General features: G+C 65.3%; 19 protein-coding genes. 11 read left to right on the top strand and 8 right to left on the bottom strand.

Going from position 1 to position 22,873, the window contains the following annotated elements; all coding sequences use genetic code 11:
• Positions 1-7: 7 nt before the first annotated feature.
• From ACLL97_RS04195 to ACLL97_RS04175, 5 genes are all read right to left on the bottom strand, one after another.
• Positions 8-940, bottom strand: a complete 933-nt coding sequence (locus ACLL97_RS04195) for a DUF6544 family protein (protein WP_411279222.1) — start codon at positions 938-940, stop codon at positions 8-10.
• Between the two features lie 3 nt (positions 941-943).
• The gene (locus tag ACLL97_RS04190) at positions 944-1,138 is read right to left on the bottom strand and encodes a hypothetical protein (RefSeq protein WP_411279221.1); all 195 of its coding nucleotides are present in this window, start codon (positions 1,136-1,138) and stop codon (positions 944-946) included.
• A gap of 210 nt (positions 1,139-1,348) precedes the next feature.
• Entirely contained in the window at positions 1,349-1,843 is a 495-nt protein-coding gene (locus ACLL97_RS04185) for a DinB family protein (RefSeq protein WP_411279220.1), read from the bottom strand.
• A gap of 30 nt (positions 1,844-1,873) precedes the next feature.
• The gene (locus ACLL97_RS04180) at positions 1,874-2,524 is read right to left on the bottom strand and encodes an NTP transferase domain-containing protein (RefSeq protein ID WP_411279219.1); all 651 of its coding nucleotides are present in this window, start codon (positions 2,522-2,524) and stop codon (positions 1,874-1,876) included.
• Positions 2,525-2,588: 64 nt separating this feature from the next.
• Positions 2,589-3,830 carry an XdhC family protein gene (locus ACLL97_RS04175; protein ID WP_411279218.1) on the bottom strand — a complete coding sequence of 414 codons (1,242 nt, stop codon included), beginning with the start codon at positions 3,828-3,830 and terminating at the stop codon, positions 2,589-2,591.
• A gap of 180 nt (positions 3,831-4,010) precedes the next feature.
• Here ACLL97_RS04175 and ACLL97_RS04170 point away from each other — a divergent pair, with 180 nt between their 5' ends.
• From ACLL97_RS04170 to ACLL97_RS04150, 5 genes are read left to right on the top strand one after another with little or no spacing between them, the layout of a single operon-like run.
• Positions 4,011-4,667 carry a TetR/AcrR family transcriptional regulator gene (locus ACLL97_RS04170; protein WP_411279217.1) on the top strand — a complete coding sequence of 219 codons (657 nt, stop codon included), beginning with the start codon at positions 4,011-4,013 and terminating at the stop codon, positions 4,665-4,667.
• Positions 4,664-6,226 (top strand): TolC family protein, encoded by a 1,563-nt coding sequence (locus ACLL97_RS04165; protein WP_411279216.1) that lies wholly within the window; start codon positions 4,664-4,666, stop codon positions 6,224-6,226. Before ACLL97_RS04170 ends, ACLL97_RS04165 begins: the two co-directional genes overlap by 4 nt.
• A 5-nt stretch (positions 6,227-6,231) precedes the next feature.
• A complete protein-coding gene (locus ACLL97_RS04160) occupies positions 6,232-7,377 on the top strand; it encodes an efflux RND transporter periplasmic adaptor subunit (protein WP_411279215.1) in 1,146 nt (381 codons plus the stop codon).
• Between the two features lie 33 nt (positions 7,378-7,410).
• Complete coding sequence (locus tag ACLL97_RS04155; protein ID WP_411279214.1) at positions 7,411-10,572, top strand: efflux RND transporter permease subunit; 3,162 nt, start codon at positions 7,411-7,413, stop codon at positions 10,570-10,572.
• Positions 10,573-10,596: 24 nt separating this feature from the next.
• On the top strand, positions 10,597-11,310 hold the full coding sequence (locus ACLL97_RS04150; RefSeq protein ID WP_411279213.1) for a DedA family protein: 714 nt from the start codon (positions 10,597-10,599) through the stop codon (positions 11,308-11,310).
• 15 nt (positions 11,311-11,325) lie between these two features.
• Here the strand turns inward: ACLL97_RS04150 and ACLL97_RS04145 are convergent, their stop codons facing one another.
• From ACLL97_RS04145 to ACLL97_RS04135, 3 genes are all read right to left on the bottom strand, one after another.
• A complete protein-coding gene (locus ACLL97_RS04145) occupies positions 11,326-11,886 on the bottom strand; it encodes a fasciclin domain-containing protein (protein ID WP_411279212.1) in 561 nt (186 codons plus the stop codon).
• A 136-nt stretch (positions 11,887-12,022) separates the two neighbouring features.
• Positions 12,023-13,486, bottom strand: a complete 1,464-nt coding sequence (locus ACLL97_RS04140; protein ID WP_411279211.1) for a pyridoxal phosphate-dependent decarboxylase family protein — start codon at positions 13,484-13,486, stop codon at positions 12,023-12,025.
• 283 nt (positions 13,487-13,769) lie between these two features.
• Positions 13,770-14,879 carry a hypothetical protein gene (locus ACLL97_RS04135; protein WP_411279210.1) on the bottom strand — a complete coding sequence of 370 codons (1,110 nt, stop codon included), beginning with the start codon at positions 14,877-14,879 and terminating at the stop codon, positions 13,770-13,772.
• Between the two features lie 145 nt (positions 14,880-15,024).
• On the opposite strand from ACLL97_RS04135, the gene ACLL97_RS04130 reads away from it, so the two are divergent.
• The 6 genes from ACLL97_RS04130 to ACLL97_RS04105 all read left to right on the top strand — a co-directional run.
• On the top strand, positions 15,025-16,869 hold the full coding sequence (locus tag ACLL97_RS04130) for a multicopper oxidase domain-containing protein (protein ID WP_411279209.1): 1,845 nt from the start codon (positions 15,025-15,027) through the stop codon (positions 16,867-16,869).
• Positions 16,870-16,926: 57 nt separating this feature from the next.
• Entirely contained in the window at positions 16,927-18,258 is a 1,332-nt protein-coding gene (locus ACLL97_RS04125) for an aminotransferase class V-fold PLP-dependent enzyme (RefSeq protein WP_411279208.1), read from the top strand.
• Positions 18,259-18,261: 3 nt separating this feature from the next.
• Positions 18,262-19,623 carry a M20 family metallo-hydrolase gene (locus ACLL97_RS04120; protein WP_411279207.1) on the top strand — a complete coding sequence of 454 codons (1,362 nt, stop codon included), beginning with the start codon at positions 18,262-18,264 and terminating at the stop codon, positions 19,621-19,623.
• On the top strand, positions 19,620-20,945 hold the full coding sequence (locus ACLL97_RS04115; protein ID WP_411279206.1) for an APC family permease: 1,326 nt from the start codon (positions 19,620-19,622) through the stop codon (positions 20,943-20,945). The genes ACLL97_RS04120 and ACLL97_RS04115 overlap by 4 nt, the downstream gene beginning before the upstream one ends.
• A gap of 110 nt (positions 20,946-21,055) precedes the next feature.
• Positions 21,056-21,460, top strand: a complete 405-nt coding sequence (locus ACLL97_RS04110; RefSeq protein ID WP_411279205.1) for a hypothetical protein — start codon at positions 21,056-21,058, stop codon at positions 21,458-21,460.
• A gap of 122 nt (positions 21,461-21,582) precedes the next feature.
• Positions 21,583-22,873: hypothetical protein (locus ACLL97_RS04105; RefSeq protein WP_411279204.1), on the top strand; the 1,291-nt coding region annotated here is incomplete at its 3' end.

Here is a 22,873-nt window from a genome sequence, read left to right as displayed (position 1 = left end):
GGCTCAGCTACCGCTCGTCCTTCGCGTCGCGTTCGGTGTCGCCGACATTGAACGCGACATCATCGACGGCAAATTCGAGATACGCGTCGCTGTCGGCCGGCGCGTGCCACACGTCTTCTCCGTGCGACGCCGTGCGATGGACACCAAAGGCGCGATAGTCACGGGGTGGCGTTGGCCAGTGCATCTCGACAAACGACGTCCCGTCGGCGCTCACTGCACCGCGACCGTCGGCGACGAAGTCCGTCAGTTCGCCTGCGAAATTGATCGACAGCACGGCGCTCACCATGCGCGTGTGGTTAGTGAAGACGGCGCTGACCGTGTTGGCACCGATCTCCTGCCGCGTGATGTTCGGCGAAATCAGTGCGCCCGGCACGAACACACACCGGTCGTTGAAGAGTGTGACCGTTTCCGCGTTGTCCATGATCGGACCGCCCGGGCCTCCCCGAGGGAACAATGCCGCGAGCTTCACGCGCATGGTTGCCGACGGTCTGACGAACCGATGGAAGACCTTCACCGGAACACCGAACATCGTCGCGTCCATGTAGAACCATCGCGATGGCGCATCGTAAAAATTGCACTGTATGCCGGTGGACGGCATCCATCGTGCCGTCGTGCCGCTTCGGATCCGGCCATGAAAGCGGTCACGGGAATTCTGCATAGGCGGCTGTCCCACGGCACCGTTCGGGCGGATGTACCGCTGCACGGTGGGCGGCAACGCCGCAATGTCCGCATCGCGAAGGAGCGGCGCTGCGATAGTGTGACGAACGCCATCGTTCACGTTTCGCTGGAACTGTGCGCGCAGGCTCAACGGGCCGACGGATGCGAACCCGAAGACGACTCCGCCAAGCGCAATCACATTGGCGATCGTGCCGAAGTGCGCGTCTGTCCACGACGACAGTATGGCGACGTGCGATACGGCAATCGCCGCGGCGCCGAGCATCAACTACTGCTCAGGCCAGGTAAACACCGCAACGGTCGTGACGGCAAACAACCGCGAGGCACACCGCCAGACGATTCCCATCGGCGTGCTGATCTGCTGCGTGAGTTGCAGCATGTCCGCCCCGCCGAACGCCGTCGCGGTGCCCGACAGGTGAAGGAGTCCGTGCACGAACAGCCGCATTGCAAAAACGATTTTCATCTTTGCAGTCCGTTGAGACGGGCGTGTGATCGACTGTGGTAGCTCACATTGTGTGAATGCCACCAACCCCCGACCCAAATTCTTCTCGTCACCCGCCGACGGGGGCCCGGTACGCGGTGGCCCGGCGATCGCGTACCGGCGCACCGCATCCGGCGCACCGCATCCGGCGCACCGCATTCGGCGCACCGCATTCGGCGCACCGCATCTGGCCTACTGCTCGTCGGCCGACGGCCCGTACAGCCCCGGTACCGGCACGCCGAGCAGACGATAGTAGAGCGTGAGCTGCGCGCGATGGTGGATCATGTGGCTGATCACGGTGGTGCGCAGCACGGCGAGCTTCGGCTCGGCCATGATGACATGCGCGCCCATCCGAAGCGTCCACGTCTCCATGAGCTGTTCGTCGGTGACTGTCGCCAGCGCCTTCCGAAACCGTGCCAAGCGTTCGTCGAACACCGCCACGAAGCCGGCGGCGGTGGTCGGAATGGTGTGCGGCGGCATGGGCTGCGCGAGGTCGAGCTCCGACGTCGTGATCGTCACCTCGCCCCACATCCCGAAGTCGGTGAGGTGGTTGGCCAGCTTGCGCAGCGGCCATGACTTTTCGTGCGGCGTGAAGTCGAGGTGCGCTTCGGGAATGCGCTCCAGCATTTTGCGGGTGTTGGCCATCTCGTGGTCGAGATCGGCGAGGGCGGTGTGCACGAGGGACATGGGCGGCGGCGCTGACGGTGGACTGGAGTGCTACGGGGAGACCGCCTCGGACGCGTGCCAAGCAGCGACATCGGCCGGGGTGTCGAGATCGAAACTACCATGCCGAAGAGAAACCGTAAGTGTGTCCGGCTGCCGCAGCTGGGCGCGGGCTCCTTCGTCGCCGTCGAGCGCTGCCAGCGCCGACCAGTCGGCACGCGGTAGCACGGCCGGAATGCCCCGAACCGTCGCGCCGTCGGGGCCGACGTAGGACGACGCCACGCGCCGAACGCCGGAGGTAGTGCCGGAGACAGCGCTAGATGTCGCGTCGCAGGAGTTCGAGGCGGTTTTCAGTGCCACCAAATGCTCGACGGTAACCGCCGGCATATCGCAGGTGGCGATCAGCGCCGCCCGTACCTCGGCAAAACGTACAGCGTTCAGCGCCGTCATCGCCAAAGCGATCGAGGTGCCCATGCCGCGTTCCCAGTGCGCATTTTCGACACACTCGAGCGTCAGCATCGAAACAGCATCGCGTACTTCGGCGGCATTGGCGCCGAGCACGACAATAACCGGACAGCAACCGGCGTCGAGCAGTTGGCGGGCCGCGCGCTCTACGAGCGTCACTCCGTTCGTCTTGAGCAGCTGCTTCGGGGCCCCCAACCGACGAGACCCGCCCGCCGCCAGCAGCACACCGGCCACGGTCATGGCGCCACCGTCATACCGCGAGCCTCATCCGGCCACCGTCATTCGTACCGTCGTCCCGCCACCGTCACGTCGGTCGGTCGTCGAGCCCCGCATCGCATTGCGACGACACCGGTCCCTCATGATCGAACACCCGCGGGGTCGGCGTGCGGGCGTGGATCGGGCTCAGACGCTCCCGCAGAAACCCGGCGGGGCGGCCATGGATCACGGCTTCGATCTCCGCAATCGCAGCCAACGCGATCGAGGCTGGGCTCTCGCCGCCGAGGTCGAGGCCGATCGGGGCGTGCAGGCGGTGGCGCATGCGTTCCGTCAGGGCCGTGCCGCGCGCCACGTATGCGGCGTTGACCGCCTCCAGTAGCTGGACGGCGCGCTGCCGCGACCCAAGCACCCCGATGTACGCCACCGGTAATGGCAGCAATGCCGACAGCCACGCGCTATCCACGTCGAACATGTGCGACAGCAAGGCAATCGCCGTGCGGCCATCCATGGGCAGCGACGCCATCAGTGCATGAAATGCCTGCGTCTCGTCGGGCCTCATCAGATACGTTGACAGGTGCGTGGTTACGCTGCTGGGCAACGCCAACTCGGCCAGCACCGCCGGGCGATGATCGATCACCGTGACCTCCCATTCCAGCGCGCGCGCAATGTGCACGAACGCATCGGCCCCTCGCCCCGCGCCGATTACATGCAGCGCGATCGGCGCCACCAACGGGTCGATGAACAGCAATGCCGCATCGTCGCGCACGTCGTGCAACACGGGATGCCCTGTACGCTGCGCCGCCCGTGTACACACCAGCAACTCCGGCTCGGCGATCCCATGAACCGCATTGCCGATGGGGTGCCACGTGCCCGTTGCGGCATCGCCATCGAGTACCGCGCAGCTGCTGCCACCGCCCTGTCCGTCGAGCACCGCGAGCACGGCGCCGTTCTGCCGACGCGAGCGGATCACATCGACCTCGGCCAGCCACGACGGATCGGGTAACGGCTCGAGCAGCAGATGGGCAATGCCGTCACACGCCGCGCCGAGGCCCCAGATCGCTTCCAAGTCGGCCCGCAGGTCGTACATGAGACGAGTACCGCGGCCCGTAGCACACACCTCGGCCGCTCTCGCGGCCACATCTCCCTCGAGACAGCCGCCGCTGATCGCGCCGGCTAGCACGCGCCCGTCGGCGTCCACCAGCAGCCGCGCGCCGGGCTGACGATAGGAGCTACCGTCTACCTGCACGAGCGTGGCCAAGGCGAGCGGCACGTCGGGGCGCGCCGCGAGCGCCGAAGCGGCCGCGCGGGCAAGCTCTCGGAATCCGGTCACGCCGGGGTGACGAAAAGCCGTGACGTCATATGCTCACGTTACCACATGGCAGCACCGCCACAAGGCCGCCGCGTCGTGTCGGTGATAAGTGACCAGCCGGTTTTTGTCCCAACTGGAAGGGACGAACTGCAAGCAAGCACCCGCTTGCGGCAAGCAACTGCTTGCATTACCCTCACCTGCATGATTGACGACCACCGCCAGAGAATTCTCCACGCCGCCGCCCGGGTGTACGCCCAGCACGGCTGGCGCGGAGCGACCACCCGCCGCATCGCGGAAGAAGCGGGCGTGAACGAAGTCACGCTCTTCCGTCAGTTCGGTTCCAAAGACGCACTCCTCGACCTCGTGATGCACGAGTGCTCGCGCATCGAGCAGGATGCCACGTTCCCGCAGGAACCGGTCGATCCCGAGCAGGAATTGCTCGATTGGGTCACCGTGCATCACACGGCCCTCGTGCGCATGCGCGCCATCGTGCGCCAGTTGATGAGCGACGCCGAGCACCGTCCCGACGCCGCCAATTGCGCCACCCACGGCCCCAGCGCCGCCATGGCGCAAGTGCACGAGTACGTGGTACGACTTCGCCGACACGGATGGATCACCGAGTCCGGGGAGGTCTCGCCGGGCGAAGTACGCGCCGCGGCCACGATGCTCATGGGAGCACTCTACGCCGACGGGATGAATCGCGACATGATGCCCACGATGTTCACCCAGCCTGTGCCGGAAACATTGCGTGCCTACGTCCGCATCTTTCTGCGAGGGGTCGGTGCTTTGCAGGAACCCGCGCACCGTGCGACACGTACGGTCGAACGCGACTCGACCTCCACCACTGTCCCCGAATGATGTCTCTCGTTGGTGCGCGCCCATGGCGCCGCATACTCACACCGCCCGCGACCACCTTGATGGCCGCGCTGGTTATTACGGTGCTGGCGCCGCGCTTGGTGCTCGCCCAGATCGCTGCTGGCAGCGGCGCGCCGCGCCCGCTCTCGCTCGCCGAAGCGCTGAAGTTGGCCACCGGTGAGAGCGAGCAGATCGCGATCGCCCGTGCCGGCTCACTTCGCGCGCAGGGCCAGCTTGGACAGGCGCGCTCGGCGCTGCGGCCGCAGCTGTCCACTACCATGAACTGGCAAAAGCAGCTGCAGAACCAATTTGCGGCTATCTCCCAGCGCTCCAGCGGCGGTGGGAGCGGTGGCGGCGGAAGCGACACCACGTCGGCGGCCGACAATCCGATCACCCGAATTTTCGCGTCGCAGTACAACTTCAATGTCGGGTTGTCTGCCTCGCAGCCGCTGTTTACCGGTGGCCGCGCCACGGCGAACATCCGTGCCGCCAAGGCGGCCCGCGAATCGGCCGACATGGGCATCTCCAGCGCACAAGCGCAAGTGCAACTCGACGTCACGCAGTCGTACTACGACGCGTTGCTCACCGATCGTTTGGTCGCGATATCCGAATCGTCGCTCGTGCAGTCGGAGCGCACCCTGCGTCAGGTGCAACTCACCCGCACCGTCGGCTCGGCGTCGGAGTTCGAGCTCATTCGGGCGCGCGTCACGCGCGACAATCAGCGGCCCGGCTGGCTGCAGTCGCGCACCAATCGCGATCTGGCCTACGTGCGGTTGCGCCAGTTGCTCAACCTGCCGTCGGATCAGCCCCTCGCATTGACCGACAGCATCGCCGAGTCTCCGGTGTCGGCACCGGTCGTGAATCCGGCACCGATCACCACGGTGAATGTCAGCGCGGCCGAGGTGCTCACGATCGATCCGCAGGTGCAGGCCGCGGTGTCGCGTGTCCTCGCGGGCAGTGACACCGGCATAGGGGTGCGCGCCCCGGTGAAGCAGGCCATCAAGGGCGTCGAAGTGGCGCAGCAACAGCTACGCGCCACCAAGGCGCAACGACTGCCGTCGATTTCGGCGACTACCAACTATCAGCGTCTCGCCTATCCCGTGGGTATTCTGCCCACGAGCCTCGGTGATTTCTTCCCGAACTGGACCGTCGGCATTGGTCTTTCGTACCCGTTCTTCACTGGGGGACGCGTGCGTGGTGAAGTGCAGGCGGCCGAAGCGACGGTGATCGAAGCGCGCCAACGGTTGCGGCTGGCGCAAGAAGGCGCGACGCTCGACGCTCGTCAGGCCGTGGCGCAGCTGACCGAATCGGAAGCCTCCTGGCAGGCCAGCGTGGGCACCGCCGAACAGGCGCAACGCGCCTATGACATCGCCGAAGTGCGCTTTCGCGAAGGGATCTCCACGCAGCTCGAACTCTCCGAGACGCGCAATCAGTTGCAGCAGGCACTCGCCAACCGCGCGCAGGCCGCGCGCAATCTGCAGGTCGCGCGCAAGCGTCTCGAATTGCTCCCCTACCTCCCCCTGCCGCAGGGTTCCACCTCGACCACCGGCCCCACTCGATGAAAACCATGACTCGACGATCCGCGTTCCTCGCTCTCCTCGCGGCGACGCTGATGGGAACCGCGTGCAGCAAAGACCAGGAAGCCGCGTCCGGCGAAACGCCGACCGTGGCCCAGAACATCGGTCCGGACAACATTGCTGTGGCACGGACCGACACACTGCGCAGCGGTCCGGCCATCTCCGGCACGCTGACGGCCGATCGCGAAGCGCGCATTCGCGCCGAGATGAGCGGCGCGATCGTTGCCACGAATGTCGAACAAGGTGAGCGCGTGAGCGCCGGCACCGTGCTCGGACGGATCGACGACGCGTCGGTGCGCGACGCGGCGATTTCGGCGCGCTCCGCCGTGGCGCAAGCCACCGTGGCCGCCGAACAGGCCGCGCGCGAATTGCAGCGTTCCAAGACGTTGTCGGCCGCCGGTGCAATCGCCGAGCGTGATGTCGAAGGTGCGGATCGCGCGAATCTCGGTGCGCAGGCGCAGCTCGCCGACGCGAAGGCGCGGATGTCGTCGGCCGAGAAGATGCTGCGCAATACGATCATCCGCTCGCCGTTTGCGGGCGTGGTGTCGGAGCGTGCGGTGAGCCCGGGCGATATCGTGTCGCCGGGTTCGGCGCTGTTCACCGTGATCGATCCGCGCAGCTTGCGCGTGGAAGCGTCGGTGCCGACCACGGCGCTGGCCGATGTGCGGGTGGGTGCCCCGGTGCTGTTCACGGTGAACGGGTCGGATCGCGTCCTGGAAGGCCGCGTCACGCGGGTGAGCCCGGTCGTGGATCCGCAAACGAAGCAGGTGCGCTTGCTGGCGTCGGTGCCGAATTCGGCTGGTGTGCTGGTGGCGGGGCTGTTCGTGGAAGGTCGCGTGGCCTCGCAGAAACGGGTGGGAGTGCTGGTGCCGGAGAACGCGATCGACCAGACCGGCATCGTGCCGAATGTGATGCGCCTGAAGGGCGGCAAAGTGGAGAAGGTCGAGGTGCAGCTCGGTGTTCGCGACGAAGCGGCGGCCGCGTTCGAAGTGACGACTGGAATCGCGAGCGGCGATACGGTGTTGCTCGGGGCCGCGCGTGGCATCTCGGTGGGCACCCTGATCACGGTGTCGGCGCCCAAAGACGCCACGCCAGCGCAGAAGAACGTGAAGAACGCGACGAACGCGAAGCATTAGTGTCAGGCCGAACCATCCCTTCCAGGTTGCATCATGTTCATTTCTGATTTTGCTATCAAGAAACCGCTGCTGACGATCGTTGCCATGTTGGCGATCGCAGGGTTCGGCGTGGTCGCGCTGACGCAGCTCCAGACCGACGAATTCCCTGAGGTTCAGCCGCCGATCGTCGTCACGACCGCGGTGTATCCCGGCGCGTCGCCCGAGCAGGTGGAGCGCGAGGTCCTCGAGCCGATCGAGGAGGCCATCCAGTCCATCTCCGGCGTCAAGTCGATCAATGGCGAAGCGCGCGACGGGTTCGCCCTCGTTCGTGTGGAATTCGTCTTTTCGAAAGATTTGCAGGAAGCGACGCAGGAGATCCGCGACGCGATCGCGACCAAGCGGCAGGACCTACCGCCGGAGCTCGAAGAACCGATCATCAAGAAGTTCAACGACACGGACGGTCCGATCGTGACGCTGTCGATGTGGTCGAACTCGCTGAGCCCCGCGCAGCTGACCATGCTGGCCGATCCGGCGATCTCGCGCGAGCTGCGTGCCATTCCGGGCGTTGCCGACGTGTCGGTCACCGGTGCTGTGAAGCGTGAATTGACGGTGAATCTGGATCCACAGCGCATGCAGGCGGCGGGTGTCAGTGTGCCACAAATCGTCGGCGCGATCCAACAAGGCAACTTGGCGGTCCCCGTCGGGCGCGTGAACGGCACGCTCGACGAACGGACCATTCGTCTGCGCGGACGTCTTGACGGCCCGCAGGATTTCATGCAGCTCGTGGTCGCGGAGAAGGGCGGCCGCATCGTGCGACTGGGCGACGTGGCCACGGTCAGCGACGGCGTCGAGGAACTGCGAACCCTCTCGCTCTTTAACGGTCGCGATGCGGTGGGCTTGGAGGTCAAGAAGACGAAGGGCTACAGCACTACCGCCGTGGCCGACGCGATCATCAAGCGGGTGAATGAGTTGCGCCCCACGCTCCCCAAGGGGGCAAACTTCGAAGTGGTGAAGAACAAGGGCACGCGCGTCGAGAACTCCGTCGACAACGTACAGAGTGCGCTCATCGAAGGTGCGCTGCTCACGGTACTCGTCGTGTTCCTGTTCCTCAATTCATGGCGTTCCACCGTGATCACCGGCCTTGCGCTGCCGGTGTCGGTGCTGGCGAGCTTCATTGCCGTGTGGGCGTTCGGCTTCACGCTCAATACGATGTCACTCCTGGGCCTTTCCCTGGCGATCGGCATTCTGATCGACGACGCAATCGTGGTGCGCGAGAATATCGTGCGACACGTGGAGATGGGAAAGGACCATTACACGGCGGCGCGTGAAGGCACCGCCGAGATCGGGCTGGCCGTTGCGGCGACCACGTTCTCGATTGTCGCGGTGTTCGTGCCGATCGCGTTTCTGCAGGGTCTGTCCGGACAGTGGTTCAAGCCGTTCGCGCTCACCATCGCCTGTTCGGTACTCGTGTCACTATTCGTCTCCTTCTCGCTCGATCCGATGCTGTCGGCCTACTGGCCTGATCCGCATCTCGAGGAGCACGAGAAGAGTTGGATCACCAAGCAGCTCGACAAGTTCAATCATTGGTTCAACGGTCTGGCCAACGGCTATCGCAAGCTTATCGGCTGGGCGCTCGATCATCCGAAGAGCATGGTCTTGCTGGCGGTCACCTCGCTCGTGGTGGCGCTGGCGATGCCGGCGACGGGCGTGGTTGGTGGCAGCTTCTTCCCGCTCGAGGACAATGCCGAGCTGACGCTGTCGATCGAAACGCCGCCTGGGGCCAACCTCGACTATCTGCGACAGAAGACGCAGGAGGCTCTGGTGCTTACGGACTCGTCCAAGCATCCGGAGGTGCTGTACAGCTTCGTCAGTGCCGGCGGAGCCAGCGGCGCGGTCGACAAAGCAAGCATTTACCTCAAGCTCAGGCCGAAAGGCGAGCGTCTCAAGGCCGGTCAATTGAACGCGGAGGATCTCGGGGCGGTGATGCGTGAGGAGGTGAAACGCATTGCGGGCGCCAGCGTTGCGGTGTTCACGAGTGACTTCGGAGGGCAGCAGAAGCAGATCTCCATGGAGTTGCGCGGCAACGACAAAGCGTCACTGCAAGCGGTGGCCAACCAGTATCTGACCGCGGTCAGCGCGGTGCCAGGTGCGGTGGACGTGGGGCTCAGCACGAAAGGACAGAAGCCGGAACTCACGGTGCAGGTGGACCGCGGCCTGGCCGGTGCGCTCGGCCTCAATGTCGCCCAGGTGGCTCAATCGATTCGTCCGGCCTTCGCCGGTCTCGACGCGGGCGACTGGGTCGATCCAACCAACGAGACGCGCAAGGTGATCGTGCGACTCGCGCCAGCGGCGCGGGCCCGCACCAACGACCTCGCGATGCTGCCGGTGGCCGTCGGGACGGGCCAGAATGCCACCCTCATCCCGCTGCAGCAGGTCGCGCGCATCACCAGCGAACTCGGACCGGCCGTCGTGAATCACCTCAATCGGGACAACGTGATCAGGGTGGAGGCGAACGTCGCTGGGCGCTCGCTCTCTGAAGTAAAAGCCGAGATCGACAGCAAGACGGCCGGGATCACGATGCCGCCGGGCGTTCGTCTGTCGTCGGGCGGGCAAGTGCAGCAGCAGGAGGAAGTGTTCACCAACATCTTCATCGCGCTCGGTGTCGCGGTGGCCCTGATGTACCTCATCCTTGTTGTGCAGTTCGGATCGTTCCTCGACCCGATCGCCATTCTGATCTCGCTGCCGCTGTCGCTGATCGGTGTCATGGGCGCCCTCGCGATCACCGGCAACACGATCAACCTGATGAGCCTCATCGGTGTGATCCTGCTGTGCGGCATCGTGGCGAAGAACGCGATCCTACTGGTGGATTTCGCGAAGCAGGCGCGTGAGCAGCAAGGGATGCCGCTGCGCGAGGCGCTGATCGAAGCCGGAGCCATCCGTTTGCGTCCGATTCTGATGACGACCTTCGCCCTGATTGCCGGCATGATTCCGGTGGCCCTCGGGCGTGGTGAAGGCGCGCAGTTCCGCGCGCCGCTTGGCGTCGCGGTCATTGGTGGTGTCATCACCTCCACGGTGCTCACGTTGCTCGTGATCCCGACGTTCTACGAAATCTTCGATATCATGCGCACCTGGGTCTCGCGACGGGTTGGACTCACGCCGCCGCACACGGGTCAGTTCAGGACGCTTGAATTGCCGGTGGCCCAGGCCGGCGACTGACGTAGTCGATTAGATTCCCGGGGTATGATCCCTCCGATTACCTCGATGCTGCTGGCGACGACGCTTGCCCCCGCGCTTTTGCTTCGGGTGGCGAGCGTTGTGCTATCTGTCGGCTCGGGATTCGGTGTTGTTGCCGCCAGCATGGACGTCACGCAGTGGTTGGAGGCGGTCACCGACAGCTTCTGGACCTACGTGATCCTTGGTGGGTCGGCGATCGTGACCGAGGAGCTCTCGCCGATCTTTGGCGGGATCGCGGCCCATGAAGGCGAATTGCAGATCGCCCGCGTGATCCTGTCGATCACAGCGGGCGGCTGGGTCGCCACGACGCTACTGTACGTGTTGGGCCGCTGGAGATGGGACTTCATCCGCCGTCGCTTCCCGCGGGTGCGCGCCACCGGCACCGTTGCGCTTCGCGCGGTCCGTCGAAACCAACTCACCGCCTCGTTACTGGTCCGCTTTGCCTTCGGCCTGCGCATCGTGTTGCCGATGGCCTGCGGAGCGGCCAAGGTGCCGATGTACATCTACCTGCCGCTCTCGCTGATCGGATCGGCGGCTTGGACCGCCGTGTTCACTGCCATTGGCTACGCGGCTGGTGAGGCCGCCGTGCAGACGTTGGGCCACCTCGATCGGGCCGGTGAGATCATCGGCGCCGTATTAGTCACCGTGGCGGTGTTGGGTTTCGTGCGCTGGCAGCGCATCCGCCGCGAACGCAAAGCCGCGCGGCGTACGAAGTCGTAAAAAACGGGAGGCGCCTCACTTGGCGGGCGGCACCAGCACGCCGTCGATGACATGCACCCAGCCGTTGGAGGCGCGCACCGACGCGATCACTTTCGCACCGCCGATGTAGGTCGCGCCGTCTTTCTTGGTGATCGCTTCGCTCACGCCGTCCACCATGCTGAGCGACTGACCATCGGCCAGATCGGCGACGTCCAGCGCGGACGTCGTGACGTGATGATGCAGCACGGTCTTGAGCTTGAGTTTGTTCTCCGGCTTGAGCAGTGTTTCCACGGTGCCGGCCGGCAGCTTGTCGAAGGCGGCGTTGGTGGGCGCGAACACCGTGAACGGTCCGGCGTTGGCCAGCGAGTTCACCAGATCGGCAGCCTGCAGCGCAGCCACGAGCGTGGTGTGGTCCTTCGACCCCAGCGCCACGCGCACCACATTGGGCTGCGATACGGTGTCGTCCACGGCGGCCTGCCCGCCACCGGGAGCGGCGGCTTCGGCGGTGCTGGCGCTCGTCTCGGCCTGGTCGGACGCCGGGGCACAGGCCGCGAGCAGGAGAAGCGCGACCGCGGGGAGTTTGCAAAAAAGCGTCATGGACGTGGTGGCGAGAGAAAAGGCTTATATCAGATGCCCATTTCTATCTCCCCACGCGTCGGCGCGCGGTAGGCACTTCCCCGAGATCCTGTCAGCGTTCCCGCTACGCGATCAGCCCGCTAAGCGACCGGAGCCGCTACGGCCGGGCCACTGCCGCGGCGGCTGCCGACCGCAAATCAGCCCATGCGGTCTCCACGTGGCTTCGATCGGTGCGGATGTTTCCGATCGCCAGTCGCAGCGTGTACTTCCCGTTCAGCTTCGTGTGCGACAGATACGCGCGCCCGTCGGCATTCACCTGCTCCATGATCGCCGCGTTCACCTGCGCGATCTCGGCCTCGCTCATGCCGGCCGGCGCGTAGCGGAAGCACACCAGTGACATCGTGACCGGCGCCGTGAGCTCCCAACCGCCGCTCTCGAAGTGCACCATGCCCGCGAAGTCGCGCGCGAGATCGCAATGAAAGCGAATGCGCTCGGCGAGACCCTCGGCGCCGTACGCGCGCATCACCATCCACAGCTTCAGCGAGCGGAACCGGCGCCCGAGCTGAATGCCGTAGTCCATCAGGTTGACAGTCTCGCTCTGCGTGCTGGTGATCAAATACTCGGGCAGCAGCGCAAACGCGCGACGGAGCGCGTCGGGATGCTTGGTGTACAGCACCGAGCAATCCATCGGCGTAAACAGCCACTTGTGCGGATTTACCACGAACGAATCGGCGTCATCGGTGCCATCCATGAGATGCCGCATTTCCGGCACGATCGCGGTCACCCCGCCGTACGCCGCGTCGACGTGCACCCAACAGCCGTGCGCGCGCGCAATGCGCAGCACCGCACGCACCGGATCCACGCTCGTCATGCTGGTGGTGCCCACGCACGGCACCACGGCCATCGGGTGAAAGCCCGCGGCGAGGTCGGCCTGGATCGCCGACTCGAGTGCGTCGAGGCGCAGGCGGAAATTCTCGTCGGCGGGGATCTTGACGAGGTTTTCGTGACCGAGTCCGAGGGCGATGACCGCCTTGTCGATCGATGAATGCGCGTGTTCGCTGCAATACACTCGCAGCCGCGGCATATCGGCCCGGCCGGCCATGCCTTGCATGCGCACGTTGTAACCCGCCTGTTCACGCGCCGCCGCCAGCGCGTAAAACGTGCTGACGCTCGCGGTATCGGTGATCTGGCCGAACCATCCGTCGCCCAATCCCATGAGTTGACGCAGCCAATCGAGCGACACCTGCTCGAGTTCGGTCACGGCGGGACTGGTGACCCACAGCATGCCATTGGCATTCACCCCGGCCGCGAGCAACTCACCGAGAATGCCGGGATACGACGCGCTATTCGCGAAGTATGCGAAGAATCCGGGATGATTCCAGTGCGTCATGCCGGGCATGATGGTGTCGCGAAAATCGCGCAGCATAGCTTCGAGCGGCTCACCCTGCGCCGGCGCCGACACCGGCAGTGCGGCGCGAATGTCGCCCGGCTGCACGCGGCTCTTCACCGGCAGCTGGGTGGCGTGTTCGAGGTAATCGGCGATCCAGTCCACCGCAGCATGAGCCGCCGCGCGGAATTCGTTAGGAGGCAGATCGCCGAGGAAGGTTGAGTCGGTAGACATGCGTGGAAGCTATCGGACGGCGGACCGCTTCGCTGTTCGTCGCGAGCCGTTGGCCACGGCAGCCGAGCGATTCGCTCGCGTCGGAAAGCCTCGTGGTGGGGCGGGATCGTCGGTTCACGCGAAGTCCGCGAAGTCCGCGAAGGCAAGCGAAGAACAGCAAACGCCAAAAATGTATTGTTGTTCTTGGCGACTCTTCGCGTCCTCCGCCAACTTCGCGTCAACCAGCGATGACCGCGACTCGCTGACGCTCTCCGAAGCACCACCTCCGAAGCACCACCGCCGTTCACGGGGCCAGCTGCAATCCCCAGTGGACCCGCAGGAATTGCTCCAGCACCTGTGCCGTGACATCGCCAAATCGGTCACGATTCGTGGCGTTGTCGCGCACGCCCACGAAGTTGGCTTCGATCTGCACACCGCAGATCAACCCGCCGGTGGTGCCGCCCAGCGGTCCGGCCGCGCTGCCGCAGGAATGCCGACGGGTGTTGTCGCCGCCGTTGAAATACTCCGCGCCGTTCGGACGCGGATCGCTGCTGCTCGGCACCGCTGGGAATCCCCGTGCGGCGTAGAGGGTGCCGAGGCTGGCCGGGCCACGCAATAGCGTAGCAAACGACAACGGCGACGACAACGAGAGCGTGAGCATGCTGGACCCGTTCTCGATTGTGCTCGACGCGTCGAGCGTGGCGTCGTTGCCGTCGAGCTGCGCGCCACTCACCAAGTAGCCGAGTTCGAGACGCTGCACCGCGTGCCCATGTCCGTGCATGTCCATGTACCAGCCCTTGCCATGCCCCGCGAGCACGGCGCTCTTCGCCGCGTCGATGAAGCTGTGCCACTCCGACAGCGCCTGCGCGGCCTCGGCGTTTCCGCAGGCGGCCTCCGGTTGCAGGCGGTTCGGGTCGAGCTTTCGTCGCGCCAGATGGGAAATGACAACGTGCGGAACCGTGCCGAAGCGCGCGGCGTAACGCGCTTGCATGGAGCGTATGAGCTCCTGTGTGTTGGCATCGGTCACGGTAGTGGCCGATCCACCGCAGGCACCAGCGGTGCGATCGGGGATCGACGATGGACTGAGCGCGCCGCCGTGTGACGCGGTGAGAATCACGGGCGCGTTCCCGGCGACGTACTCCACGTAGCCGCTTCGTCCGAAGTACGACTGACCCGCCACATAGGTCAGCGGCGGTATCGGCGCTGGTGTCCCGGTCGGCGGCGTGTCGGTGGCCCCCGCCGAGCACGCGCTCGCGGCAACGGCCGTCGTCAGGGCAAGAACGACACGACGGGTCCGACGAAGCTCAGGCGCGAATGGCATGCCACGAATCTCTCCGTCGACCGGGCTCCCCGTGACCTCCTCTTTTCCTTTCCGCCGTGTGATCTGTTCGGCGATCCCAGACTGGTCGATCATGCGTCAACACGACGAACCGTTCATTCTAGGTGGTGAAAGGTTGCTCGACGAAGATTAAGGGAGTAAGTCTCGCTCGCGGATCGTACCAGCGGACGTTATCGTGTGGAGCGCCACCCGTTCAGGTTCACTCGCACCGGAGCTCCGCGTGTTCGCTCGTCCGTGGTCGTATCTGCTCGTGGCCGTACTGGCCGCATGGTTGGGACTCGACGCGCCGAAACCGAGGCAAGCGAGGAACGCGACACCCGCGACACCCGTCGCCGATGCCAATGACAATCGGCGCGCGGCGGGACGACGGATGGGTGATACCATGTTCGTGGACCTCGACATCCGCTTGGCGCGCTGGTACCCCGAGGGCGAGAGCGGCGACGTGGTCGAAGCGCCCGTGATCGGCGAAGCCGGGCGCGCGCCGCAGGTACCGGCACCGCTTATTCGTGTGCGCGCGGGCACGGTGATCGTGGCTCGCATCACCAACGCGCTGGCCGACTCCGCGGTGACCTGGCGGGGACTCAACAGCAAGCCCGGCTTCGACTCCGTGACGCTCGAGCCCGGAGAGAGTGCCACGCGCCGCTTTGTGGCCGGCGCGCCGGGCACGTATGTGTATGGTGCGCAGGTCGGCAAAGTGGACTGGGAGCTCCGCGAACGCGAGCAGACATACGGTGCGTTTGTGATCGACTCCATCGGTGGTCGCACCGACGATCGCATTTTTGTGCTCAACGTGTGGGGCGATGGCCCCATCGAGCAGTATCGCAACGCCCTCGCCATCAACGGACGCGGGTGGCCGTACACCGAACGCGTCTCCGCGCACACCGGTGACACGCTGCGGTGGCGCATTGTGAACGGCACCATCCGCCCGCATCCCATGCATTTGCACGGCTTCTACTTCAGGATGCTGGCCAAGTCCGATCAGGAGCGCGTGTCGGCCATCGCAAAAGCGAGACAGCCCATGCTCGTGACCGAGCTGATGGAGCCCTTCAGCACGATGGACATGGAGTGGGTCGCGGCGCGCGCCGGGAACTGGCTTTTTCACTGCCATCTCGCGTTCCACGCGGTGGCCGATACGCGCTATACGTCGGGCTTCGATGCCCACGATCATCACTCCGGTGATGCCGCCAAACACATGGCCGGTCTGGTGATGGGCATTTCCGTCGCCGATCGCGTGAAAGCCGTGGCGACATCGCGGCGCGCGCCACGCACCCTACGGCTTCACGTGCAGGAGGGCGCGAAGCGCGGCGTGTCGCCGCGCGCACTCGGCTTCGTGTTGCAGAACGGCGCGTCGCCGAAGGCCGACTCCGTCCACATCCCCGGCTCGCCGCTCATTCTCACCCGCGGTGAGCCGACCGACATCACCGTCATCAACCATCTCAAAGAATCCACCGCCGTGCACTGGCATGGCATCGAACTCGAGAGCTATTCCGACGGCGTGGCCGGGTGGAGCGGCGCGCCCGGCAAGCATGCCCCGGCCATCGCGCCCGGTGATTCGTTCGTCGCGCACCTCACCCTGCCCCGCGCTGGCACGTTCATCTACCACACGCATCTGAACGACATCGTGCAGCTCACGTCGGGGTTGTACGGCGGCATCATCGTGCTCGAACCAGGGCAACGCTATAACCCGGCGCGCGATCATCTCTTTGTCGTGGGGTGGGACGGTCGCGACGAACCGGCGCGCCTGCTCGTCAATGGCGATTCGGCGCCGCCGCCGAAGATGCTGGAGCGTGGTGTCACGCATCGCCTGCGGTTCGTGTTCATCGGCGCTGTGAACGGCAACACCCTCACCCTCTCCGACCGCACCCAGCCGGTCACCTGGCGCGCCGTGGCCCGTGACGGCTACGAGATGCCGGCGGCGCAACGCGAACTGCTGCCCGCCACGTTCAAAGGCTGGGCAGGACAGACCTGGGACTTCGAGTTCCAGGCCGATCGATCCGGCAGCTACTTGCTCACCCTCGGCAATCCTGTCAAGCCGGTGTGGAAGGGCGAGCTGGTGGTCCGCTGAGCGCGCGTGACACGGCGTACTGATTGCGGGGGAGCGGCCAAGCCCGTACCGTCAGGGATGCCTACACACCGCTCCCGTCGTGAGTTCGTGAAGAGCGCCGCCATTCTCAGTGCCGCCGCCGTGGCCGCCCCGAGTATCGCCGATGCCGCACCCGCGCCGCAGTCGAAGGATCACAGCTCCCCGCTCACACCACACCCCGGTGCGCTGTACGACGTGGCGCGCGACGAAGCGTACTGGACGCAGGTAGCCGCCAAGTATCGTATCACGCCGCGCACCACAAACATGGAAGCGGGCTACTTCGGCATGATGGCCCTGCCGGTGCTCGATGCGTACCACAGTTACATCGATCGCGCCAACAGCGAGAGTTCCTACTTCGCGCGGCGAGAGTACCCCGCCATGATGCGTGCGGCCCGGGAGCGCGTGGCCGCCTTTGTGGGTGCCAAGCCGACGGAGCTCGCGTTCTCGCGCGGTGCCACTGAAGCGCTGCAAGCGCTCATCGGGCAGTACAATCGGGTGCAGCCGGGCGACACGGTCATGTACGCCGATCTCGATTACAACGCCATGCAGTGGGCCATGAATGCCTTAGCTGCACGCTGCAAGGCAAATGCAACCTGGGTTGATATCCCGGAGCCGGCCACGCGCGAGAATATTCTGGCGGCGTACACTAACGCGCTGAACGCCAACCCGCGCACCAAGCTGCTGCTGCTTACGCACTGCAATAACAAAACCGGACTACTGTTGCCGGTCAGCGACATCGTGAAGGTGGCGAAGGCTCGAGGAGTGGACGTTGTGGTCGATGCGGCGCATTCGTTCGGACAGGTACCACTCACCATGTCCGACATGGGCGCCGATTTCGTGGGGCTCAATCTGCACAAGTGGATTGGCGCACCGGTGGGTGCCGGTGCGCTGTACATTCGCGAAGGACGTCTTGACGCCATCGACCGCGCGCATGCCGACGAAAGCGCGCCACTCGATCGCATCGAGAGCCGCATTCACACCGGTACCACGCACTTTGCCACCGTGATGACCATTCCCGATGCCATCGACTTTCAGCTCAGCATCGGTATTCCGCAAAAAGCCGCCCGTTTGCGTTATCTGCGCGACCGTTGGGTGCATGCGGTGGCGAATGTGAAGGGCGTGACGATCCTCACGCCCGAAGATGCCGCGCTCACTGGGGCGATTACCGGATTTCGACTGCACAACCGTGGCACCAGCAACGCCAATCGTGCACTCGCCACCACCCTGCACGATGAGTTCGGCGTTTTCACCTTTCAGCGCACCGGACTCGCCAAGGGCGACTGCGTGCGTGTGACGCCTACGCTCTACAACACCCCCGCCGACGCCGATAAGCTCGCCGCGGCCATTCGTACGATTGCCGCCAGAGGTTGATGCATGAAGCGTCGAACGTTTCTCGGTCACGCCGGTACCGTCGCGGCTATGCCGCTGGTCATGCCGTATCTGTCACACGCCTTCACGGCGTCCGAGTTCGCGCCGCTACGCGTGAACGGCGCGCGGCTCAACGAGTGGCTCACCAAGTTCGACCGCATCGGTCGCACGCCCACCGGGATCAATCGCGTGGCGTACTCCGAGGCCGATCTCGCCGGTCGCGCCTTTACCCTGCAACTCATGCGCGACGCCGGATTCGCGCCGCGCATCGATACCGCCGGCAACATCTATGCGCGACTCGACGGCACCGACCGCACACTCGCGCCGATTCTCATCGGCTCGCACATCGACTCGGTCACCGACGGCGGCAACTTCGACGGACCGGTCGGCTCCTTCGGCGCTATCGAAGTGGCGCGCACGCTGCGCGAACAGAACAGGCGGCTGCGGCATCCGCTCGATGTCGTGATCTGGCAGAATGAAGAAGGGGGCACCACTGGTAGCAAGGTGGCCATCGGGGAGATGACCGACGCCGAGCTGGCCAAAGTGGCGCGCTCGGGCAAGACCATCCGCGAAGGCATCGGCATCATCGGGGGCGATGTATCGCGCCTTGGTGAATCGGTGAAGAAGAAAGGCGACATCGCCTGTTATATCGAACTGCACATTGAACAGGGCGGCTTGCTCGAAAAGGCCGGCAAGCAGATTGGTGTGGTGCAGGGCATCGTGGGGCTGCGATGGTTCGAGGTCACGGTCACCGGCTTCGCCAATCACGCCGGTGCCACGCCCATGGACCAGCGTCAGGATGCCATGCTGGCCGCTGCCAAGTTCACCGTGGCGGTGAACGATGCCGTGCGGGCCGAGCCGGGACGGCAGGTAGCCACCGTGGGCCGCATGGTCGTGTCGCCGAACACCACCAACGTGATCCCCGGACTGGTCGTACTCACCGTCGACTTGCGTGACCTCGATCAGCAAAAGATCGAGCACTTCACCGAGATCTTCGAGCGACTCGCTCGAGAAATCGGCGCCGGAACCAAAACCGCCTTCGCCTTCAAGCGACTTACCGACAGCGCGCCTGCCGTTTCGGATCCGCAGGTCATGCACTGGATCGAGTCGAGTGCCACCGCCCTCAGCCTGTCGTCGCAGCGCATGCCCAGCGGCGCCGGCCACGATGCGCAGGAGATCGCGCACATCGCCCCGATGGCGATGATCTTCATTCCGAGCGTAGGCGGTATCAGTCATTCGCCGAAAGAATTCTCGCGCGCGGCCGACATCACCAATGGCGCCGACGTGCTGCTCAACGCCGTAATCGCTGCCGACACGCAACTGGCGGCGCCACGGGCCGCACCGAAACGGCGCGACGGTCGCTCATGACGGACAGCGGCGCGCTGCGCCGCGTGATCGGTCCGGGCATGCTCGCCCTCATCTTTGCCAACGGGACCATCGGAGCCGGCATTTTCGCCGTGCCCGGTCTCGTCGCCGCCACCCTCGGCAGCGCTACGGCACTCGGCTACGCAATCTGTGCCGTGCTGGTCGTGCTGATCTTTCTCTGCTTCGCCGAAGTGGGTAGTCGTGTTCACGACAGTGGTGGCGCGTATGTGTATGTGGAACGGGCATTCGGCCCCTTCGCCGGTTTCATCGCCGCCAACCTTATGTGGTTCGGCTTCGCCGCCTGCTCCGACGCGGCGCTCGCCGATGTGCTCGTGAGTGCACTTGCCACGGCGGCGCCGATCCTCGCGCAGCCCATTCCGCGCGCACTCACCCTGATCGCGCTGTTCGCGTTCATGGCCGGCGTGAACATCCTGGGTGTGAAGACCGGCGCGCGACTGGTCGTCGTGCTCACGGTGCTCAAGCTGCTTCCGCTGCTGTTGCTATTCGTGGTCGGTATTCCGCACATCGACCTGTCGCACATCATCCCGTCCAGCATGCCCAGCGCATCTACGCTCGGCAGCGGGGTGTTGCTGCTGATGTTCGCGTTTGTGGGCGGTGAAGCGTCGCTGTCGGCCAGTGGTGAGCTGCGCCATCCGAGTCGCACCGTACCCCTTGGTCTGCTCATGGGCGTTGCCACCGTGGTTGGGTTGTATTTCGGGTTGCAGCTGGTGGCTGAAGGCGTGCTTGGCGCCGACCTGCCGCTGCAAACCGTGACGCCGCTGGCGGCGACCGCTGAAAAGCTGATGGGCCCGTGGGGGCGCACGCTGCTGCTGGGGGCCGTGTCGTTGTCGATCTTCGCCAACGTGAACGGCGACCTGCTGGTGTCGCCACGCTGCCTGTACGCGGCCGCCAAGGACGGTCTGCTTCCCGCGCCCCTCGCCAAGGTGCATCCGCGCTTCCAGACACCGTACGTGGCCATTCTGGTGTTTGCGGCCATTGCCTGTGCGCTGGCCGTGCTGGGGGCCTTCAGGTCGCTGGCCATTCTGGGCACGTCGTCGGTGCTGCTGGTCGATGTCGCCGTCTGTCTGGCCGTGCTGCGACTGCGGCAGCGTGGGGTGCAGAGCGCCGAGTCCCCGTTTGTCATACCGGGCGGACCGGTCGTCCCGATTCTGGGGGCCACGGTGTGCGTCTGGGTGCTCACCAACCTCTCGCGGGAGGAGTTGCTGGGGCTCAGCGCCCTGGTGTTCTTCTCCGGTGGCCTCTATCTGCGTATCCTGCGCGCTCGTCACCTAAGCGCGCGCCGGACCGCCGCCCGCGCCTCCTGAACGCAGTTTCGCACGTCCCGATTCGCCATCGGGCCGCAACGGTGCGATATTCGGAAGTTCCCTCCGCACCACCTGCAACTCACTGCAATTCACGCACAAGGACTTCACGAATGCGACACGCCTTCATGTACGCCGGCGGCTTCGAAAAGAATTTCCCGAAGCTGACCACCGCCACTGCGTCCTTCGAGGGCAGCGATGGCCAGCAGCACGCCTACGCGCCGTGGCCGGATGGCGTGAACGGTCTGCGCATCTCCTTCATGGAGAAGGCCGGCAAGAAGTTCGTGGTCGTGCGCATCGCCGACGACACCAGCGACGTCGTGCTGCACAACGAGATGGTGCTGGTCCCGGGTGAACATTTTGGCTTCGGCGTGCACTTGCACGGCACGCCCACGGTGGTCGAGGATAACATCGCCATCATGAAGCTCCTCGAAGACGCGACCAAGAAGAACGTGGCCCACAGCGATGAACTGTTGCAGATTCGGGCGCGCTTCAAGGCTGCGAATACCAAGCACTAGACGGTCGCATTGCTGCCCACGGCAGCGAACGCGGGCCGGCTGTACGTCACGTGACGGATAGCCGGCCCGTTTCGCGTGCCGCAGCTTGGTGAGTACGCCACACCTCACCAGGAGTGTTCGACATGCCGCAGTTCTTGGTCCGTGTCCGTCGCGGTGTCCGTTACCGAGCGTTTCGCTCGCTCGCGCTGCTCAGCGCCTTGGGGGCCGTGACCTTCTCGGCCGCCTGCGTGTTCATCCGCACCGAAGTCCGCGCGGTGGCGCGTCCCACGGCTGACGTTGCCGCGCCCACGCGTATCAAGTCGCCGCTCAAGGCGCACCTGAAAGACGGGAGCACCGTGGTGTTCCGCACCGGCGCCACCGTCACGCGCGACAGCCTCACCGGCGACGGCAGCAGCTACTCGCTCCTGAGCGCGATGTCGCGCGCGGTGAATGCCGTACCAATGGACAGCGTGGTGGGCGTGGAGACGTTCGAGAGCAAGGTGAATGTGGCGCCCACGGTAACCGCATCCTTGGCCGGCGCCGTACTCGGCGCCTTCGTGGCCGCCGGAGCGGCCATCGCGATCTTCGGCTCCTGTCCCACGATCTACTCCGACACCGGTGCCACCGCCGAGCTGCAGGCGGAAGGGTTCTCGTACTCCATCGCGCCGCTCATGGAACAGCGCGATGTCGATCCGCTGCGTGTGCGCGCCGACTCTACCGGCCGCGTGCGGCTCGAGTTGCGCAACGAGGCACTCGAAACGCACTACATCAATCACATCGAACTGTTGGCTATTCATCACGCTGCCGGTGAGCGCGTCGTGCCCGATCAGCGCGGAGCTCCCGTGCTCGTGTCGGGCTTCACGCCGGTGGGCAGTGCTACCGACCGCGCGGGGCGCGATGTGCGAGCTACACTGCTCTCGCGCGATGGCACGCTGTACTCCACCGTCCCGCGCATCATGCGTGGCGCCTCCACCGGCGATCTCGACGACTGGATCGACGTGAGCGTCGACCACTTGCCGGTCGGCGACTCGGTGGCCGTGCTGCTGCGGCTGCGTAACTCGCTGCTGAACACGGTGCTACTATACAACGGCATGCTTGGTGGACGCGATGCGGCCGACTGGTTGCACGAAGGCTTGGGGCAGTTCGGTACCACCGCCGAAATGACGCTCTGGTATCGTCGCACCATGGGGCTGCGCGCATCGGTGGAGGGCGTGAGTGACACCGACGCCGCGCACGGGTTCCGTACCGGCGCCACCGCACGATTGGGCGACGTGGGGCCGATTGCCTTTCGCGATGTCGCGCTGGTGCTGCCGCGTTCGGCCGCGAACGCCCGTGCGGCGCGCATTCGACTGCAGTTCGTGGCCGACAACTGGCGCATTGATGAAGTGCGCGTGGCGGGCACGGTCTCGCGTCCCGCCGTCACCACACTGGCCG

The sequence above is a fragment of the Gemmatimonas sp. genome (genome assembly GCF_046594945.1).
Classification (GTDB): domain Bacteria; phylum Gemmatimonadota; class Gemmatimonadetes; order Gemmatimonadales; family Gemmatimonadaceae; genus Gemmatimonas.
The sequence above is the reverse complement of the archived record's forward strand: the minus strand, read 5'-3'. Positions and strand labels throughout refer to the sequence as shown.